The organism is Bradyrhizobium sp. CSA112, assembly GCF_029051645.1.
GTDB lineage: Bacteria > Pseudomonadota > Alphaproteobacteria > Rhizobiales > Xanthobacteraceae > Bradyrhizobium.
Window position 1 is genome coordinate 1 of sequence record NZ_JAACFS010000017.1, and the last position, 17,542, is coordinate 17,542.

General features: G+C 60.9%; 18 protein-coding genes and 1 pseudogene. 7 read left to right on the forward strand and 12 right to left on the reverse strand.

What is annotated here, in order from left to right; all coding sequences use genetic code 11:
* The 3 genes from GWE18_RS24625 to GWE18_RS24635 all read left to right on the forward strand — a co-directional run.
* Window positions 1-350: Hsp20/alpha crystallin family protein (locus GWE18_RS24625; protein WP_275188288.1), on the forward strand; the 350-nt coding region annotated here is incomplete at its 5' end.
* Window positions 351-420: 70 nt separating this feature from the next.
* Window positions 421-885, forward strand: coding sequence for a hypothetical protein (locus GWE18_RS24630; protein WP_275188289.1), 465 nt, complete (start codon window positions 421-423; stop codon window positions 883-885).
* 60 nt (window positions 886-945) lie between these two features.
* Window positions 946-1,299: a hypothetical protein gene (locus GWE18_RS24635; RefSeq protein ID WP_275188290.1), complete on the forward strand. Its 354-nt coding sequence runs from the start codon at window positions 946-948 to the stop codon at window positions 1,297-1,299.
* Between the two features lie 1,086 nt (window positions 1,300-2,385).
* Here the strand turns inward: GWE18_RS24635 and GWE18_RS24640 are convergent.
* The 4 genes and pseudogenes from GWE18_RS24640 to GWE18_RS24655 form a co-directional block, all read right to left on the reverse strand.
* Window positions 2,386-3,408: an alcohol dehydrogenase catalytic domain-containing protein gene (locus tag GWE18_RS24640; protein ID WP_342804290.1), complete on the reverse strand. Its 1,023-nt coding sequence runs from the start codon at window positions 3,406-3,408 to the stop codon at window positions 2,386-2,388.
* A 631-nt stretch (window positions 3,409-4,039) separates the two neighbouring features.
* Window positions 4,040-4,828: a 3-hydroxybutyrate dehydrogenase gene (locus GWE18_RS24645; RefSeq protein WP_275188292.1), complete on the reverse strand. Its 789-nt coding sequence runs from the start codon at window positions 4,826-4,828 to the stop codon at window positions 4,040-4,042.
* Between the two features lie 85 nt (window positions 4,829-4,913).
* Window positions 4,914-5,706, reverse strand: a pseudogene (locus tag GWE18_RS24650) (acetoacetate decarboxylase).
* Window positions 5,707-5,741: 35 nt separating this feature from the next.
* Window positions 5,742-6,893, reverse strand: coding sequence for a DUF3734 domain-containing protein (locus GWE18_RS24655; protein WP_275188293.1), 1,152 nt, complete (start codon window positions 6,891-6,893; stop codon window positions 5,742-5,744).
* Window positions 6,894-7,114: 221 nt separating this feature from the next.
* On the opposite strand from GWE18_RS24655, the gene GWE18_RS24660 reads away from it, so the two are divergent.
* Entirely contained in the window at window positions 7,115-7,264 is a 150-nt protein-coding gene (locus tag GWE18_RS24660; protein WP_275188294.1) for a hypothetical protein, read from the forward strand.
* Window positions 7,265-7,274: 10 nt separating this feature from the next.
* Here the strand turns inward: GWE18_RS24660 and GWE18_RS24665 are convergent, their stop codons facing one another.
* The 5 genes from GWE18_RS24665 to GWE18_RS24685 are packed head-to-tail and all read right to left on the reverse strand — an operon-like array spanning window position 7,275 to window position 13,986.
* Window positions 7,275-7,790: a hypothetical protein gene (locus GWE18_RS24665; RefSeq protein ID WP_275188295.1), complete on the reverse strand. Its 516-nt coding sequence runs from the start codon at window positions 7,788-7,790 to the stop codon at window positions 7,275-7,277.
* A gap of 13 nt (window positions 7,791-7,803) precedes the next feature.
* The gene (locus GWE18_RS24670; RefSeq protein ID WP_275188296.1) at window positions 7,804-10,956 is read right to left on the reverse strand and encodes an efflux RND transporter permease subunit; all 3,153 of its coding nucleotides are present in this window, start codon (window positions 10,954-10,956) and stop codon (window positions 7,804-7,806) included.
* Window positions 10,957-10,958: 2 nt separating this feature from the next.
* Window positions 10,959-12,029, reverse strand: coding sequence for an efflux RND transporter periplasmic adaptor subunit (locus GWE18_RS24675; RefSeq protein ID WP_275188297.1), 1,071 nt, complete (start codon window positions 12,027-12,029; stop codon window positions 10,959-10,961).
* Entirely contained in the window at window positions 12,026-13,159 is a 1,134-nt protein-coding gene (locus GWE18_RS24680) for an efflux RND transporter periplasmic adaptor subunit (RefSeq protein WP_275188298.1), read from the reverse strand. Before GWE18_RS24680 ends, GWE18_RS24675 begins: the two co-directional genes overlap by 4 nt.
* Window positions 13,156-13,986, reverse strand: a complete 831-nt coding sequence (locus GWE18_RS24685) for a sensor histidine kinase (protein WP_275188299.1) — start codon at window positions 13,984-13,986, stop codon at window positions 13,156-13,158. Before GWE18_RS24685 ends, GWE18_RS24680 begins: the two co-directional genes overlap by 4 nt.
* Window positions 13,987-14,232: 246 nt before the next feature.
* Between GWE18_RS24685 and GWE18_RS24690 the strand changes: the two genes are divergently transcribed.
* On the forward strand, window positions 14,233-14,895 hold the full coding sequence (locus tag GWE18_RS24690) for a TetR/AcrR family transcriptional regulator (protein ID WP_275188300.1): 663 nt from the start codon (window positions 14,233-14,235) through the stop codon (window positions 14,893-14,895).
* A 1-nt stretch (window position 14,896) separates the two neighbouring features.
* Here the strand turns inward: GWE18_RS24690 and GWE18_RS24695 are convergent, their stop codons facing one another.
* From GWE18_RS24695 to GWE18_RS24705, 3 genes are read right to left on the reverse strand one after another with little or no spacing between them, the layout of a single operon-like run.
* Window positions 14,897-15,565, reverse strand: a complete 669-nt coding sequence (locus tag GWE18_RS24695; protein ID WP_275188301.1) for a TetR/AcrR family transcriptional regulator — start codon at window positions 15,563-15,565, stop codon at window positions 14,897-14,899.
* Between the two features lie 11 nt (window positions 15,566-15,576).
* Entirely contained in the window at window positions 15,577-16,014 is a 438-nt protein-coding gene (locus tag GWE18_RS24700; RefSeq protein ID WP_275188302.1) for a hypothetical protein, read from the reverse strand.
* A gap of 4 nt (window positions 16,015-16,018) precedes the next feature.
* Window positions 16,019-16,363 carry a hypothetical protein gene (locus GWE18_RS24705; RefSeq protein ID WP_275188303.1) on the reverse strand — a complete coding sequence of 115 codons (345 nt, stop codon included), beginning with the start codon at window positions 16,361-16,363 and terminating at the stop codon, window positions 16,019-16,021.
* 120 nt (window positions 16,364-16,483) lie between these two features.
* Between GWE18_RS24705 and GWE18_RS24710 the strand changes: the two genes are divergently transcribed.
* Window positions 16,484-16,693 (forward strand): hypothetical protein, encoded by a 210-nt coding sequence (locus GWE18_RS24710; RefSeq protein WP_275188304.1) that lies wholly within the window; start codon window positions 16,484-16,486, stop codon window positions 16,691-16,693.
* A 241-nt stretch (window positions 16,694-16,934) separates the two neighbouring features.
* Window positions 16,935-17,522 carry a hypothetical protein gene (locus GWE18_RS24715; RefSeq protein WP_275188305.1) on the forward strand — a complete coding sequence of 196 codons (588 nt, stop codon included), beginning with the start codon at window positions 16,935-16,937 and terminating at the stop codon, window positions 17,520-17,522.
* Window positions 17,523-17,542 lie beyond the last annotated feature (20 nt).

Genomic DNA, 17,542 nt, shown 5'->3' on the forward strand with positions numbered 1-17,542 from the left:
TTGCCTCCCGGACTCTGGATGGGCTCGGCTGGCCGCAGATCGACATCGAGGAGACGGACAAGGAGGTGCGCATCACCGCCGAGCTGCCCGGTCTCGATGAGAAGGACGTCAGCCTGGAAATCGCAAACGGCGTTCTTTCGATCTCCGGCGAGAAGAAATCGGAGTCGGAAGACAAGGCCCGTCGCTTCAGTGAACGGTACTATGGTCGCTTCGAACGGCGCATACCGCTAGAGGACGTCGAGGAGGACAAGGTCTCCGCCGCGTTCAAGAACGGCGTGCTGACCGTAACGGTGCCGAAATCCGCCGAAGCGAAGAATGTCCGCCGCATCGCGATTAATCGCAATGGCTGACACATCCGTCCGGGCGCTCGATCGGTGAGCGCCCGGACGACGGCGTTATTTGCGTTCAGGGAGATGCCGCGTGGTCAAGGAACGGAGGAGCGAAAAGGAACTGCGCCAGATGATGCTCGCGGCCGCTCGCCAACACGTCGAGTGCAGCGAGCTGGAAGATCTTTTCATATTTGGACCGACGCCTCGGCCTGGCGCCAATTGGGGCTTTGGTATCGCAGGCAAGGAACACAAGGTCTCTGTGGCCTGCTACACGCGGCTCGACCAGATCGCCAGTCACCTTCAGGAAAAATATGAGTTGCATCCGGTCAAGGCTGCCCGACGCGATATCGAAGCCAGGGTTTGGTCGCTGGTCCATGACCACCCAACACTCAAGGCGTGGCTCTCACGTTCCGGCGGCGCCTACGACATCGCCACGTTCAAGAAACTGGAAGGTCAGCCGAATTGGACAATGGAGTGGAACACTGACGATCAGCTGGCCAAAGCTGCGTTCGATCGGATCGTCCGGTCTGTTCAAACGCAAATTGAGTTGGAGTAAGCGGGTCTCTGACCAGGAGAGGAGCTAAGAGAGCAAAGGGCTAGTCGAGACCATCGCCCAATGGGCGGCGAGCAAGGGGTGAGCGGAATAGATCACGTGATCGACTGTGTCGCCGAGCACTCGACCTTCTCGGACGCACTCGCCATCGTGCGCAAAGGCCGGGCGGGGTTTGGCCCGGGCGGCACCGTCGTCGTCGGCGTGGCGCATCGGCCAGCGGAGCTTGATTTACGCTTCATCCAGCTGCACGGAATCGCGATCAAGGCGATCGCGACGTTTCTAAACCAAGCTTCGGTTGCAAGCTTGAGTTCTGCCGGCGCGTTCCGAAATGATGAGATCGCGCAAATGTCCGTTTGCTCGCCCGAATATCCACGCGAGCGATCCGCCCCGCAGTGGTTTACGCTGCCCAATCTATAACTGCGTCTATAAAGGTTTGAGCCTGACGGATCGCATCGAGTCTGGTGGCGCAAACGCCGACCGTAACCGTTTTGCCCTTTCCTACGGTCCATTTCCAACCGCGCGGAAAGTTCATTTCGACGACCGAGAAACTGATGCCGCGATGTTCCACGGAGGGCCTCCGTTGACCATTTCGTTGCGCGCCGATGGAAGCTACTGCTTTCGCTAGACGGGGTCCAGCTCAGCTTCGAGATGGGCAGGCGTGTCGCAAACGTGCCATCAATAAGCGACGTCACCTGCAAAGGCGTGCGCTCAGCCGTTTCCAAGTGAGCGAATAGGTGGCCCGGCCTAGGAACCTGCGGTTCCCCTGTTTCTAGAAACATCGCGACCGAGATCGCAATTTGTGATGCGCGATTTGCGACGCGCACGCGGGCGCAGTAGGCGAAGCTATTGCGCCCGTTGGACCAGGCACGAACACGAACTCAACGCGCGTCGGAAAGACCCGCCAGCATCATCGCCGCCTTAAGCTCGCGCACGCCCGCATCCGCGCTGTGCTCAGGCGCCAACGAGACTACCTGCAACATTGCGATCTGCGTCGTCACTGCTGCGACAACCTGAAACCGAACGATCAAGACTGAAACTTAATGCCACCACTAGCGCGCAGTGGACTTATTCTTCGGTCTCCAAGGCGGGTCTCCAAAAAATGGGAGTTTTCCTAGATTCGGCTGGAGACTTTCGGGAATTTTTGCCCAAAAAGTGCGAACGCCGGTCTCCGGAGACTTTCCAGGATAAGAAAAGCCCGCATTTGGTGGACCTTTCTCGTCAAGAAAAGGAAATTCTCTAAAAAACAGGAATGGGTGGCTGGGGCGGGAGGGATCGAACCTTCGAATGGCGAATCACAATCAGTTTGATTATTCCACGATTTCAATGCGCATTTGGAAAAAAGACTGAAAAAGCTCTCTAGTAGTTCCAATAACTTGGCAGTCGTTTCCAAATAGAGAAGCGACGCTGGCAGGGAGGATCAGTCCCCGCGTGCGCCGACCGCGAAGAGGCACTCCATGCAAACACGCAAAGTCCGATAGAGCCGCTGATTGAGAGGGACCTTGGTCAGCCCGGCAGGATCAACGCGCGTCCCCGCCGGCCCTTCTTCACATGATCGAAGGCCTGGGCTGCTCCGGCCGGAGATTCCCGCACTGCGATGGGCAGTCCGACGCGCTGCTGCTCGACGAGTTTGCGCAACTCTTGCAGCGCGGGTATCTCGGGCTTGAAGACAGTCCATACATAGCGTCCATTCTTCGGCATGGCGGCGCGATGCCGGCGCTTGTCGGAAAGCGTCTTTAGAACACCGCGTACCCAGCCGAGCTCGTCAAAATTCGCGAGCAGCGGATGCACAGTGGTGGCATGGCCTAGCGCGCCCTCGCGCAGAGCGCCGATGAGCGCCAGATCATCGTCCCAAGCGGCGAAGTTGAGCGTGGCGTCGAACGTCCTGGAAAGCGTCGCGAACGGCTTGCTGCTGTCCACCACCTCGATCGCGCCGACCTCCCGGCAGGCTACGAAGTCCGACGGCCGCGCGATCGCCGTCACGCTGGCCCCCCATGCGGACATCATCTGGAGGGCCAAGGTTCCGAGGCCGCCGGCCGCGCCATGGATGAGTACTCGTTTTCCGGCGGCATTCTGCCGGGTCAGTCCAGCGTCCCGCACCGCAAGCCACATGGTCACGAAGCTGTACGGAAGTGCCGCAAGCGCCTGAAGGTCCCGCCCCGCGCCTGCCAGCAGTACATGCGCGGCCTTGACCAGTACGCGGCTCGCGTGGGTTCCCTCGGCCGATGGCGGCTTCACGCCGTAGACCCGATCGCCGATCATGAACGCGTCGACATTGTCACCAAGCGCCGTCACCGTGCCGGCGAAATCATTGCCCAGCACCATGGGAAACCGCCCTGCCCCGACAAGCGACAGCAATCGCCGGCCATAGCCTTGCGCGCGCCGCACATCGATCGGATTGACCGATGCCGCAGCAACGGCGACCTCGATCTCGCCAGCCGCCGGCTTACGCCGGAGAACCGGTTGGACTTCGAAGCCATCACTCTGCCCGAGACACACCAGTGAGCCGCCTGTCGCATTCGTCATCATCTTGCCGCCTTAGCGAAGTTTCTGGACAGTCCAACCGCACGATCAATTCGTCAAACACGCCGGCCGCAGCGCTAACCCTGCACTGCGAACTTGAAGGCATAGTGCTCCAGCGCTACGCAGGGTTTCGCCGGCGCGGAGTGGTGATTGCGTCCTAGTTGTTTCGTTGCGCGGTCCAATATCCCGAGCAGCGCCCACCTCCTGCTTGGCCACTCCAAGTCCCGCGGCCGACGTCTCGCGTTAGCTTTCCCGAACCCGATGCGTATTTGTCGTGGACCGTCACCGACGCGCGAACTGCGCCCGATCTTCCGACATACCCACTAAACTTCACTAGATTGGGATGCGTCACAACGCCGTCGTTTATGTTCACTGAGAAATTGTAGGTCGGATCGCAGCTCCCGCGTTGCGTTACGAAAACGAGATTCCATGGACCGTCGTAAGAGGTTCGAGCTTCGGCAGCCGTCGCCAGCGTAAGGCAGGCACAGCCAATGACATTAGCGATCAGTCGCTTGTTCATGATCTTCTCTCCAGAGGAATTGTTGATGTTCAGTAGGCAGCCGTCGTAGGTGTTGGGTATTGTTGTCTTCTTGGTCTATCGCTGCGTTTTAGGCGCCGGTGTGCATTTCGGCGGGCCCTACGCGGCCGTCCAGCCGCCGTCGATAGAGAGGTTGGCGCCGGTGATCTGCGCGGCGCCTTCGCCACACAGGAAGAGCGCGAGCGAAGCTACCTGCTCGACCGTGACGAATTCCTTTGTCGGCTGGGCTGCGAGCAGGACGTCGTTGATCACCTGATCCCTGCTCATGTCGCGCGCCTTCATCGTGTTCGGGATCTGCTTCTCCACCAGCGGCGTCCAGACGTAGCCGGGGCTGATGCAATTGCAGGTGATCTTCGACCGGGCGAGCTCCAGCGCCACCGTCTTGGTGAGTCCCACGATGCCATGCTTGGCCGCGACATAGGCCGACTTGAAGGGAGACGCGACCTGCGAATGCGCCGACGCCGTGGTGAGGATACGGCCCCAGCCTCGTTGCTTCATGCCGGGAGTAACGGCACGGATCGCATGGAATGCGGAGGAGAGGTTGATTGCGATGACTGCGTCCCACTTTTCGACCGGAAAATCCTCGATCGGCGAAACATGCTGAATGCCGGCATTGTTGACGAGCACGTCCACGCTGCCAAACGTCCTCTCGGCAAACGAGATCATGTTGGCGATTTCCATTGGCTCGCCCATATTCGCGGGCGAATAGATGGCCTTCACCCCGAAATCGCTCTCGATTGCAATCCGCGTTTTTTCGACATCGGCCGGTGCCCCAATCCCGTTGAGCACTATGTTGGCGCCAGCACCCGCGAATGCCCGCGCATACGCGAGACCGATGCCGCTCGTCGAACCAGTTACAACTGCGACTTTACCTTTCAGAATATCCATTTCGCCTTTCCTTATTGATCTGTGACGGTCTTGCAGCTGGACTGCGAGCTGCTTCCGGGCTCGCGCAGCCGATCGCGGTCGTCCATCATGTGACCAGACTTCTCTCGTAGCTCCGGACCGGGCGTCGAACCGGCTGTTGCAGATAGTCGTGAACGACCTTGCCCAGCCCCAGGGTAAGGTCTGCGCGGATGTGAATCGCGGATACGATCTCGAGAACCGGCAAATCGGCCACGGGAGCCAGGGCGTGAGGCGTCAAGGCGAGAGCCGCGGGTCCGGTCCACGCCCCTTTCAAGACAAGTTGCTCGAGGTGATATTCGACAAGCTCGCAGATCCGCGGACTGCCGTCGACGTGCGGAATGATTTTGAGAAGAAAGTTCGGCTCCTCGAGAGCGGCCTTGACCTGCGCCAGGTCGGCTTCGCGGTGCTTGTATCCCATCGTGCCGGTTGCTACCCGCAACGGACCGTAATCGAGAGTCCCGATGAGCGTATCGATCTCGGGTCCGCAGCGTCGGCTGACCGAGCTTTTTCGGAAAGCCCCAGAGCTCCCGGCCGCCGGCGATGGGCCCCTCATCGTTCAGGAACATGCAGTGGGTGTAGCCGCCCCTGCGACCGCGGAACGACACCGGGATGACCTGGCCACTCTCGGTGTAGTCGCCAAAACCGCTGGAATCCGGCATGCGGATGAATTCGTACTTGACCAGCGCCTCGTGTTCGTCAAATTCGAGCGGAGCCGGAACGACCGATCGCAGCTTCGCCGGATCGGTGCGATAGCTGATGATCAGGTATTCGCGGTTGACGAACCGATACGGCCCCGGCGGATAGGCCGGATTGGTCAGCGGCATCGCGAACGCCCGCCTCACGACCTCATTCTCGCGCATTTGAATTCTCCTGTAAGTGGGAATGACCGGCTGGCCTACTCGCGACCATCCTGCTCAAGATCGAAGGTGGAGACGCCGTCCGCACTGGTCGGGCGCGCCAGCACCTCGGGATGACGAAGGGTGCGCAACGCATCGTGATAACCGGCGCGCCAATGATCCTGCATCGAGAGGCGGGAAAACTCGTAGTCCTTGGAGTGGCCTTCGTAGTCTCGCGCGCGATAGATCAGGTGGACGAGGCTGTGCACGTTGTGAGAGGCAGCCGTCCTGAGCAGCCTGACATCCTCCTGCTCGCGCAGATCTTCAGGCAGCCTGCTCAAGAGAGCTGCCAGCTCTCGCTGCAACCGGTGCAGGCTCTTGAACTGATCCGTGCTCGCTCGGGTGCGACTCGAATATTGAATTTCCTTTTGACGCGTAACGACGTCGGCCATATTGCGCGGAATTTGGCCGCGTGCGCTCCAGAGATCGACCTGAAACACAAGCGTGTCCTGACGGGCGCCACACTCGATCACATATTGCAACGGTGTGTTGGATACGAGTCCGCCGTCCCAATAATGTTCGCCATCGATCTCGACCGCCGGAAAGCCCGGCGGCAGCGCCCCACTCGCCAGGATATGCTCGGGCCGAATCGTATGGGTGGCAGTGTCGAAATAGACCAGATTGCCGGTCCTCACATTGACGGCACCTGCGCTGAACCTCGTCATACCGGCGTTGATACGATCGAAATCGACGAGCCGCTCCAGTGTCGTCCTTAATGCACTCGTGTCGTAGATGCTCGTGGCGGCAAGCGTTCCACCCGCTTGTAGCCATGGCGTCAGTGGCCGCGCGGAAAAAAATCCATTTGCGCCAAACACCGCCGCAAAGCTCGCATTCACCTGATTGAGAAAATTGCGGGTGTGATCGCTATTCATCAAATCGGTGAACGGCGCGTCCAACGTCACCTGCGTCCAAAACTCGCGAAGACGGTCAACGCGGGAATTGGGAGGATTGCCCGCGATAATTGCAGCGTTGATCGCCCCAATCGAAATGCCGGCAATCCAATCCGGATGGATGCTGGCTTCGGCCAGGGCCTCGTAGACGCCCCCCTGGTAAGCCCCTAGAGCGCCGCCGCCCTGTAAGAGCAACGCTATGCAATCGAACGGCGGAGGCCGGTCGATGATCGTGAGGTGTGGTCGAGGCTGAAAGTTCATGGGTGTCGTGCTCTTTTGCGATTGCCCAAGCGCGTTTTGTCTGGAACGGGTCCGTGTTGGGCTTCATGATCCGATTTAATAAACTATACCGTATAGTTTGATAATTGACCTGTCAAGCGTGCACGTTCACAAGCTCGTGCTGAAGCTGAATGACCGCCCACTCTCGGTGTTGGATGTTGGTCTTCCTCCCACTCGGAATTGAATGCGGAGGCTCAAAGCTGTTGCGTGCTGTTCTCGACCAGCTCGACACGCTGACGCAGCGCCGAAGTCCGCTTCAACGTCACGCAACTGCGGTGAACGAACCGGTCTCCATCACCAGCACCAGCGAAGCCAAGGCGCTTACGATATCCACCGCAGTGTTCGCAGGATGAGATCCGTCCGCTAGTTGCAAACCAGAATGCGTCGGTGGCGCTTGTAGACGTAGTAGCAGTCGCTATCGGAATAAGCGCCATCGTTCGAACTGCCATAGGCATATCCGGCATAGGCTCCAGTGGCATAGGCTGCACCATAACTGTATCGCCGCCCGCCATAACCATGGCTGAAGCGTCCTGAACGGCCGTCGCTGACCGGTGCAGAACGAGCCTCGATCGAGCGTGCAACCGCGGGTCCGTCACGACCGCCAGCGCGGACGCCGCCAAGTGCCCTCAGATCGCCGCGCGGACCAGCACCGGCGCCCAGCCGAGGAGCCGGACCGCCGAAGCCGGCATGCGCCGCACCGCCAGGCCCCATGGGAGGAGGACCAGCGAATGCGGGAGGACCGCCGGCCGCGATCGGCCGAGGACCGCCCGGCCCCAATGGAGGCGGACCGGGGAATTGCGCAAACACCGCAGTCGGCGCCAAGGAAATCGCTGCGAGCGTCATGCTGACAGACAGCGTCAAGTGTATCTTCCAGGACATTATGGTCTCCGTTTTAGATTTGGGTCTCGAGGACCGGCACCGGCGCGGCCGGCGCGAGAGTCGGATTCGACGAATGGCTGTCGTGCGCCGGGTCAACGGCCTCTTGGGTTGGCCGGCCATCGTCTTGAACAGGGTGGATCCGGAACCACGCCACATAGAGCGCCGGCAGGAACAAGAGCGTCAGTAGCGTGCCGACGATGATGCCGCCCATCATCGCATAGGCCATCGGGCCCCAGAAAATCTCGCGCGCGATCGGAATCAGCGCGAGACTGGCGGCGGCCGCGGTTAGGATAATCGGCCGCATGCGATTCTCGGTCGCTTCCACCACGGCGTCCCAGGCTCGGCGTCCCTCCTTCCTCAGATCCTCGATCTGCACAATCAGGATCACGGAGTTTCGGACCAGAATGCCGATGAGTGCCAACACGCCGAGGATGGCAACGAATCCGAGAGGCGAGCCGCTCGGCAGCATGGCCATGACGACACCGATCACGGCAAGCGGCGCGACCGCAAACACCAGGAACAGGCGATGGAAGCTTTGCAGCTGAATCATCAGGATTGTGGCCATGACGAAAAGCATCAGCGGAACGATGGCCACGATCGGCGCCTGACTCTTGGCGCTCTCCTCGACAGAGCCGCCGATCACCACCGAGTAATCCGCCGGCAGTTGTTTGGCGAACTCCGCCACCCTCGGCGCCAACTGATCCATGATCGTCTTCGGCTGAACGTTGGTGACGATGCCAGCCTTCAGCGTGATCGTGGGAATCCGCGCGCGGCGCCAGATCGTCGGCTGCTCGATCTCGTAGCGCAGATTGGCCACGGCCCCGAGCGGCACCGCCTGCCCGCCGAGCCCGCTTAACTGCAGATCTCGGAGCGTATCGATCGAGCCGCGCTCGACGGCGGTCGCACGTCCAGTGACATTCACGAGATAGATGCTGTCGCGCACCTGTGTGACCGGGGTGCCCTCGAGCACCGAGTTCACCGCCGTGGCGATGTCTTCCGACGTCACGCCGAGCTGGCGCGCCTTGTCCTGGAGAACGTCGACCTTGACGACGCGCGCAGGCTCCATCCAGTCGAACACGACGTTGCCGAGATCGGGGTTGCTCCGGACGATGCCGGCGAGTTGCTGCGAGAGATCCCTGACCTTCGCGATGTCTGGCCCGCTCACGCGGTACTGCACGGGACGTCCCACGGGCGGACCGACCTCGAGCAACTTGACGTAGGTGTCGGTGCCTGGAAACGTCTTCCGCACATATTCCTCGAATTGCGCCTTGACGAGGTCGCGCGCCTTTATGCCGCCCTTGGTCACAACTACTTGCTGGCCAAACCATGAATTGGCCGTCTGCACGTCGAACGACAGCACGAACCGCGGCGCGCCCGTGCCGACATAAGTCGACCAATGCTCCACGGAGCCATTGCCCTGCAACTGTTCACGTTCGAAGCGCGCCATTTGCGCATTGGTGTCTGCAATCGAAGCATTTTGCGGCAAATTCCAATCGATCACCAGTTCGTCACGGTCCGACGAGGGAAAGAACTGCTGCTGCACGAATGTCATGCCGAACAACGCGACGAAGAAGGCTGCAACCGTCACGCCGACAGTGATCCAGCGGTGATGCATGCAGACGAGTAGCAGGCGGGCGAACATCTGCGCCAGCCGGCCCTTCTCCCCGTGGTGCCCCTTCATCTTTGCGGGCAGAATGGTGACGCCGAGCAGCGGGGTGAACAGCACCGCGACGATCCACGACACGATCAGGGAGACCGCAATCACGACGAACAGGGTGAAGGTAAATTCACCGGCATTGCTGCTGTTCAGCCCAATCGGGATAAAGCCCGCGACGGTGACCAGCGTGCCTGTCAGCATGGGAAAGGCGGTCGACGTATAGACGTGGGTGGCGGCCTTTTCCAGGGGATCGCCGGCCTCCAGTCGGGCCACCATCATTTCGACGGCAATCATCGCGTCATCGACCAGAAGGCCCAGCGCGATGATTAATGCACCCAGTGAAATTCTCTGCAATGAAATGTCGGCATAGGCCATCACCACGAAGGTAATGGCGAGAACCAGCGGGATCGCAATTGCGACGACAAGACCGGCGCGCATGCCTAAGCTGAGAAAGCTGATGGCGAGAACGATGACCACGGCCTCAAACAGCGCATGGGTGAAGCCCGACACGGCATGCTCGACGACGACGGGCTGATTGGCGACCAGATGAACGCCGACGCCGATCGGCAGGTCGGCAATGACCTTTGACATTTCCTCCTTCAGCGCCTCGCCGAAGTGAAGCAGGTTTGCGCCGGACTTCATGCCGATGGCAAGCCCGATTGCAGGCTGGCCGTTGTACCTGAACAAGGTCTTGGCGGGATCAGCATAACCGCGCGTGACGGTCGCGACGTCGGTCAGCGGAAAGAAGCGGTCGTTGATACGGAGATTGACCGCGTTCAGGCTTGCTTCCGACGTGAACCGGCCGTTCACCCGCACGCTGAGCCGCTCGGGCCCCTCCTGGAACACCCCGGACGGCGCGACCGCGTTTTGTCCCCGCAGGGAGGCCATGATCGAGTGGACGTCAAGGCCAAGGGCCGCGATCTTCCGCGTGGAGAATTCGAGGTAAATCACCTCGTCCTGCGTTCCCAGAATGTCGACCTTACCCACATCCGGCACGGTCAAGACCTTGGCGCGGATACCCTCGACCTCGTCGCGCAGCTGACGCTGGGTCAAGCCGTCGCTGGTGAAGGCATAGATGTTACCGAACACGTCGCCGAAGCGATCGTTGAAGCCCGGTCCGATCACTCCTTGCGGAAAATCACCTTTGATATCCGCGATCATGTTGCGGACGCGGACCCAGGTCGGCTTGACGTCAGGCGCCTTTGTCGTGTCTCGCAGATAGACGAATACGGTGGTCTGGCCCGCGACCGTCACGCTCTTGGTGTAATCGAGGGATTCCAGCTCCTCGAGCTTCTTTTCGATCCTGTCAGTGACCTGACGCGCCACCTCTTCGGGCGATGCGCCCGGCCACTGCGCCTGGATCACCATAGTCTTGATGGTGAAGTCGGGATCTTCCTGACGACCAAGCTGAAGGTACGCAAAGAAGCCTGCCACCATGAAGGCGATCATGAAATACCAGACGAGCGAACGATGTTCGAGCGCCCAGTCGGAAAGGTTGAACGACTTCATGGCTATTGATCCTTCTTGATACGGACGTGCTGCCCCGGCGTGAGGCTGTGGATTCCGGCGGTCACGATGCGCGCACCGGGGGCAAGCCCGCCGGCGACGCGGGCATCTGCGGGGTCCCCGGCGAGATCGACCTTGTGCAGCGACACGGTGCTCTCGCGCTGATCGACGACCCAGACGAAATTAGCGCCATCCTTGGCGAGCACCGCTGAGGCGGGGACGCGCAACGTCGGACTCTGCTCTTTGCCGAGCTTCGCCGTAACGGTCGTGCCTAAGCGGAAGCTTTCAGGGGGATTGTTCAGGGTGATGCGGACTCGCCGTAGGCGCGTCGCGGGGTCTGCCTGCGGGGCGATCTCGCGAACCTTGCCTTCTACCTGAACGTCAGGGAGCAGCTGCAAGCCAACTGTGAATGGCAAGTCAATTTCAAGCGGCACCGGGAAATCCTCCCCGATATCGACCACCGCCTCCCTGATGTCGGGATTCGCAACTGTCACGACGTTCTGGCCAGGAGAGACCACCTGCCCGACTTCTGCGCCCACCGCAGTGACGACGCCGGCGAAATCGACCTTGAGCTGTGCATAGCCCCGTTGCTCGATGGCCTTGAACAGGTTCGCCTGTGCGTGCGCCACCGACGCGGCGGCACCGGCCCGCGCCTGCTCGGCATTGTCCAGTGTCTGCTTTGTGGTGGCGTCGGTTGTGATGAGGGTTCGCTGCCGCTGCTCTGTCGCCGTTGCAGTCGCCAGCAGCGCCTCGGCCTTCGTAAGCTCAGCCTTGGCCGAGCGTACCGCAAGCTCCAGAGCCGTGGAATCGATCACACCGACAGTTTGCCCTTCGCTGACGAGGTCGCCAACGGAGACGGGACGCCCTGTCAGACGCCCCAAGACGCGGAACGCGAGGTTAGTCTTGTACCGCGGCTCAACAACGCCCACGGCAACGATGCCGTCCGTGCGGCTCTGCTCAACGACCATCGACAGCACTGGTCGCACTGGCTCGGGCGCTTTCGCCTCCTGCTGACATCCAGCCAGCACCAGCGCGGATACAAACGTGCCGGTTGCAATCATGGCGCGCCTCTTCATGACGGGTCTCCCTCATATGTCACGGCCTGGCCAACGCTCAGCAGCTTGCCGCCATCGATCACGACGCGCTCGCCCGGCTTGAGGCCCGCCTTGATCAGCACTTCACGGGCTTCATAACCGCCGATCGTCACCGGCTTGAGCGCAGCCGTTTTAGTCGCCGGATCGACGGTCCAAACCGCGGGCTTCGATCCCGCCGCCGCCAATGCACTCCAGGGCAATGCGATCTGCTGCTTGGCTTTTGCTTTGACGGTTCCTGCAACGGCGCTTCCAAGCGTCATCGCTGCCGGCGGATCCTGGATGGCAACCTTGACGCGGATGGTCGCGCTCTTCGCATCAATCGCGGGCGAGACTTCCTTGACATGCCCGTTCGCCGTCACGCCTGCGTCGGAAACAAGCGCCAGCGATACGCGGCTGTCGTCGAGATCGCCAAAGAAGAGGGATTCGTAGATGTCGAACACGGCATCCCGTTCACCGTCCTGCGCCAACGAGAAAACGGGCTGCGCGGCCTGTACGACCTGGCCGACTTCCAAATTGCGCGCGGTGACCACGCCTGCCGCTTCGGCCCGCAGCGCGGTATAGCCAAGGGCGTCTTTCGACGTTCCAAGCTCCGCTTTTGCTGCTTCAAGCGCACCTTCTGCGGTTCGCAATCCTTCCTGCGCCTGATCGTAGACCGTCCGCGTGGTGAAACCGCTTGCGATCAGCGCCTTTTGCCGTTCGAAGGTCGCCCTGGCCACACGCAACTGGGATTCTGCGGCTATGACCGCTGTGTTCGCAGCATCGACATCGGCCCGCTGCTCGGCCGGATCGAGCAGAGCGAGGACCTCGCCAGCCTCGACGTGAGCGCCGACATCGGCATAGCGCGCGAGCACACGTCCGCTGACGCGGAACGAGATATCCGTGCGAAACCGGGCCTGGATTTCGCCAGTCAGGGTGACGGAGGCTTGTCGATCGCGCGGCTGCACGATCTCTGTGCGGACGATCGCGGCACGCGTGACGGGAGCAGCGGCATGATCGTTGCAGCCACTCAGCCCGATTGCGACAAGCGCGGCCGCTAGGACGCCGGACCCCGTCAGCTTGCCTTTGCGGGCAGTTCCAACGATTTCAGTTTGGATCTCAGAGTGATGTTTCATGACACGTGACCAGGTGACAACAACTCCCGCAGCGCATCCGGCGCTGGACGGGCAGAGATCGGTTGGGCTCCGCGAGCGGGATTCGGATCCAGTCGAGTTGCAACGGGGCGGCTGCCCCGATCCGGGCATTTCGCGCCTGGGTAAAGCGCCGAGGCATCGGGTGGGCTGACTTTTGACCGGCTAGGCGACCGGATGATGCGACGCTTCGCCATCGCCCAGTTCGCCTGCCGCTCACGCTCTGTCAGCGGAAACGATAGGACGACGGATGTGAAATCCGTGCCGAAGCCGTGCTCGACCCGGCCGCCGAGGCCCTTGGCAAGATCATTGCTGATCCGGACTCCGCGCCCCGCGGCGCCCCGTACCGACCGCGATCCATTGTCCAGGACGACGCAATTCACCACCGCGCCGATTTGTGTCAGCTTGACCTTGATTTCTCCGGTCCGCGCCTCGAAGCACGCATGCTTCGCGGCCTCGGTTACGAGCCCGTGGACGATCAATCCCAGCCGCCGGCATCGCTCTGGTTGGAGCGGAAGAGATTCGGTGTCGAGTGCCAGCCGGATATTCATTCGATCCAGCAATGAACGGCGCATGGCGCAGCCCATCATGCGGATGTATGTCGCGGCGTCGATCAGAGCCTTGCCCCTGGGCATTTCGAGCGCCTGCTGCACATCGGCATAACCATGCAACAGTTCGACCATGTCGCTTAAGGCGCGCTTGGCCTCAGGCCCCTCAGCTCGGACGGCCGCGGCCGAGACCAGGTTGATCGCCGAGGCGAGCCCGTTATTGATCCGGTGATTCAATTCGCGCAGCAGAATGCCCTGCTCCACTTTTGGCGAGTCCGGCCTGCACACAGTCACGACGATCTCCTCAGGTTGCGCCGGATGAGCGGGGGCCGAACGCGCATGTGACGGCGGGCCGGTCGTCCGGATGAGCTGTCGCAGGCCCGGCAATCAAAAGCCGGCCCTCGACGGGTTAAAGTAAACTATACCGTATATTTTCTTTTTATTGCATTTCCGTCCCGGGCATGTCAAGTGGGATCTAGGCGGGCACAAGCTCGTGATTAGGAGACGGTGATGGCGAAGAACAAAAGCCCGAAACGCGGCAGGCCACCCAAGGACCTTGCCGGAGACGTCCAGGCGCGGATTCTCGATGCAGCCCAGCAGCTCTTTCTCGAGAAAGGCTTTCGGAGTGCCAGCATCGACGATATCTCCGAGTTGGCCCCTGCGAGCAAACCGACCATCTATGCCCATTTCCCCGGCAAGGAGGCTCTGTTCGTGGCTGTGGTGGCCCGGACCATCAACGGATTGACAGATTTCGACGGGTTCACGCCGGCAGGCCGCACCATCCAGGAAAAGCTCACCAATCTCGGCATCGAGATCGTGGAGAGATTCGTCGAGGACACGTTGGACCTCACGCGCGCGACGATCGCCGAGGCGCGGCGATTTCCCGAGTTGAGCCGAAATGTTCACGACGCGGCGCGCGACCGCGCGGCTGGGGCAGTTTCGCAGCTCTTGAACGAGGCAACGCAGAGGATCGCGCGCTCATCAAAAGGTCCTTTCAGCGCAAAGCGGAGCGTTGCGACCGCGCAGATGTTCATGGACCTCATTCTGCTTCCGATGCTTATGAGATCGCTGATGGGTGAGGAACTGAAGGATCTCAGAAAAGAGCTGCCGACGTTCCTGCACGAACGGGTCAATTTCTTTCTGGCGGCTTGCGAGGCAGACTGGAGGCCGTGAATCAGCCACAGACCCCGCTCGCCATCTGCGTCACGGCTTTCGCACGCAAGTCGGCGGCCAGGTCGATCGACGGACCCCAAGGCACATGACGCAGGGCGCCTGCGCAGAAATCCATCATCTCGTCAAACGCGGGCCGAATGGTAGCCGCGCTGATCCGCGACGGATTGAGATACCCGTCCATTGCTTCAAGCAGGCAACAAGTCATCGCCATCGGACTTGCCGGTCGTAGTTCGCCGCTTGCCTGTCCGGCAGCAATGATCGTGCGCACAAGCTCCTGGATGCGGTCTGCGTAAACCAGGGCGACTGTCCAGTTCTCGCGTACTGCCGCAGCGACCAGTTCATGTTGTTTGCTGTCGTTTTCCAGCCGATGCTCGTGCAGCTGCGAAATTGCCCTCAATACAGCACCTAAACGCTCCAGGGCGGAGCCACCGCGAGCCGCAAGTGTTGCAGCCGCAGAGACGTGCTCGAACATATCCGCCACGATCGCCTCCTCGATCGCCTGCTTCGAAGGGAAAAAGCGGTAGACGTTAGCGGGCGACATCGACGCTCCGCGAGCGATATCGGCGACGGTGGTCTTCTTGAACCCGATCTCGCGGTGCAATCGGATCGCTGCTTGTACGATCCGCCGACGAATGCACGAAGATCTGGCTAGGCGTATCTGCTCCGGCATCGCTTGCGACCTCAGCGAGATGGGATCGAATGCAATTCGCGTCGGCAGGCTTCGCCGAAGCCACGCAAGGGATCCATTTCCTCCATGAACTCCGGTAGATCGACAAATTCGCGGTTTGGTGACAGGTAGGTTTCGATGATCAGACGACCTGCCCGCTCCGCGGCTTGAACCACGCCATCGCTGGACTGAATCCTCATCCGCCCGATGAGCGCATACAGACTGACCAGTTGCGGAATCTCGGATTTGTCGCTGACGAGCGCATCGGCGTAGAGTCGGGAGGCTTCCTCGATGAAGCTTCGATAGAGCCGCTCGCGCTTGGAAATCGACCGGGCAGTGTGGCGCTCGCGAAGCCTGCGGCGCCGAGTCACCCATCCAGTTACGATCGTGGAGATCGCTCCGAAGGCTGAGCCCCCGAACGCGGCAAAAGCAGGAACATAAATCGTGTTCATGCGATCATTCCTCGTCCCTTGCGCCCCGGTACCGGCGCGATCCTATGGTCCTGACCGAAGCAGCTTCCGCAGCGTGATCGAAGACGGCTCTGCAAGCATCGCTGAGGTCTGATTTTCTTTGCCTGAGACAGGCCTCCACATTCGTGGCGTCAGGGATGTAGCTAAGGCAGAGCCGGAAGGCGTCAGGCGCGCATGCGGCCCTCTGTTCGGGAGTGCCGCGGTTCTCCTGCGCAAAGGCAGTCCCATTGCCGAACAACGCCGCCAGCATGACGACTAATGTGTACTTGAACATACAGAATCCCTTCTTCTGCTGACGCGTCGCTCTTTCGACTGGGAAACGCAGCGTCATGCTCCGATTCCCCGCCCCTCAAACCGTCTGAACACGCGCTTGTGAGTCTTCGCTCTTGACACATCCCGTGGTTCGGGATGTATATGAACTATACGGTTTAGTGTATTTCGGAGACCGAGAATGTCAACACTTTTGTGGTCGCTCGCGAAGGAAAATCCGTGGCCGGGGCTTGCGCTCGCATCCCTGAACCTGGTCGTGGCTCTGTCTCTCGTGGGCCTGAGCTTGCTGCTGGGCGTTGCGATATCCTTGGTTGCCTGGCTGCACGCGTTCGTCGATCGAGAGGCGGTGCCGATCAAGCGGCAGGCACAGCAGCGTAGGGCCACCCCATGACGTCAGCCCTCCTCGCTCGCGATTGCATCATCGGTTCAGTCAACGTCTGGCTCGCGCCACGCCAAGCTCACGCATCTGCATCGGCGGCCGTCGGCCATCTGAAATCGAAACGGAAGCAACACATGCCATCCGCGTCAGGCCGAACAGGCGACGAGCGGTCCTGGATCGCGTTTAAGGGGCTTCAGCGCGGGGGCCGGGCCCTGTGAGCAGAACATCCGTTTTGTCAATACGTGAGCGCGGCTTGGTCGATGCTCAAACTCCCCTGCGGGGTTACTTTCTGTGGGTCGGCGGAGCGTTGCTCGTGCTGCTGTTTGCAGCCGATTCGCTGCTACCCGCGCCCCTGCCAGGCAAGCTCATCGAATCGCATTCTACGCTTCCGCCGATCCGGATCACGTCCGAGCTGAAGGGACCGGAAAAAGTTGTCATCGATACCAGCCAGTTCGGCTTCCTGCCTACGCTCCCGGACAAGGAGATTGCCGCGGCCCCCTCGCCGCCGCTCAGCTCTGATGTGGCCAATGCTGTACGACAGTCTCCCGTATCATCGTCCGGGCAAGCCGATGGGAGTGACGGCAGCCCTGCAATCTCGACCCATGTCCGTGAAACGCTGGCGCAGTTAGGTCCGGAAGTTTCCGATCAAGCCAGTTCCAGCAGGAGTCAGTTCGGCCTCGCGTCAAAATCACAGCGCAATCTCGCTCAGACCCGGTCCGAGAAGCGGCGGCGATCTGCTCGGCATCCGAGTTTCGATACCACTCGCGAATGGTGCGATTCACTGAGCGACGGCCAAGGTTCGTGTCGATACGCCATCATGCACCCTCGCCCACGCCAATAAGGCCACCGGTCAGGTTTGAC

Bases quoted from the DNA above. Each gene is read 5' to 3' on its own strand.
- GWE18_RS24635 (WP_275188290.1), top strand. From the start codon at position 946: ATGGGCGGCGAGCAAGGGGTGAGCGGAATAGATCACGTGATCGACTGT.
- GWE18_RS24640 (WP_342804290.1), bottom strand. From the start codon at position 3,408: ATGATGACGAATGCGACAGGCGGCTCACTGGTGTGTCTCGGGCAGAGT.
- GWE18_RS24645 (WP_275188292.1), bottom strand. From the start codon at position 4,828: ATGGATATTCTGAAAGGTAAAGTCGCAGTTGTAACTGGTTCGACGAGC.
- GWE18_RS24655 (WP_275188293.1), bottom strand. From the start codon at position 6,893: ATGAACTTTCAGCCTCGACCACACCTCACGATCATCGACCGGCCTCCG.
- GWE18_RS24665 (WP_275188295.1), bottom strand. From the start codon at position 7,790: ATGTCCTGGAAGATACACTTGACGCTGTCTGTCAGCATGACGCTCGCA.
- GWE18_RS24670 (WP_275188296.1), bottom strand. From the start codon at position 10,956: ATGAAGTCGTTCAACCTTTCCGACTGGGCGCTCGAACATCGTTCGCTC.
- GWE18_RS24675 (WP_275188297.1), bottom strand. From the start codon at position 12,029: ATGAAGAGGCGCGCCATGATTGCAACCGGCACGTTTGTATCCGCGCTG.
- GWE18_RS24680 (WP_275188298.1), bottom strand. From the start codon at position 13,159: ATGAAACATCACTCTGAGATCCAAACTGAAATCGTTGGAACTGCCCGC.
- GWE18_RS24690 (WP_275188300.1), top strand. From the start codon at position 14,233: ATGGCGAAGAACAAAAGCCCGAAACGCGGCAGGCCACCCAAGGACCTT.
- GWE18_RS24695 (WP_275188301.1), bottom strand. From the start codon at position 15,565: ATGCCGGAGCAGATACGCCTAGCCAGATCTTCGTGCATTCGTCGGCGG.
- GWE18_RS24700 (WP_275188302.1), bottom strand. From the start codon at position 16,014: ATGAACACGATTTATGTTCCTGCTTTTGCCGCGTTCGGGGGCTCAGCC.
- GWE18_RS24705 (WP_275188303.1), bottom strand. From the start codon at position 16,363: ATGACGCTGCGTTTCCCAGTCGAAAGAGCGACGCGTCAGCAGAAGAAG.
- GWE18_RS24710 (WP_275188304.1), top strand. From the start codon at position 16,484: ATGTCAACACTTTTGTGGTCGCTCGCGAAGGAAAATCCGTGGCCGGGG.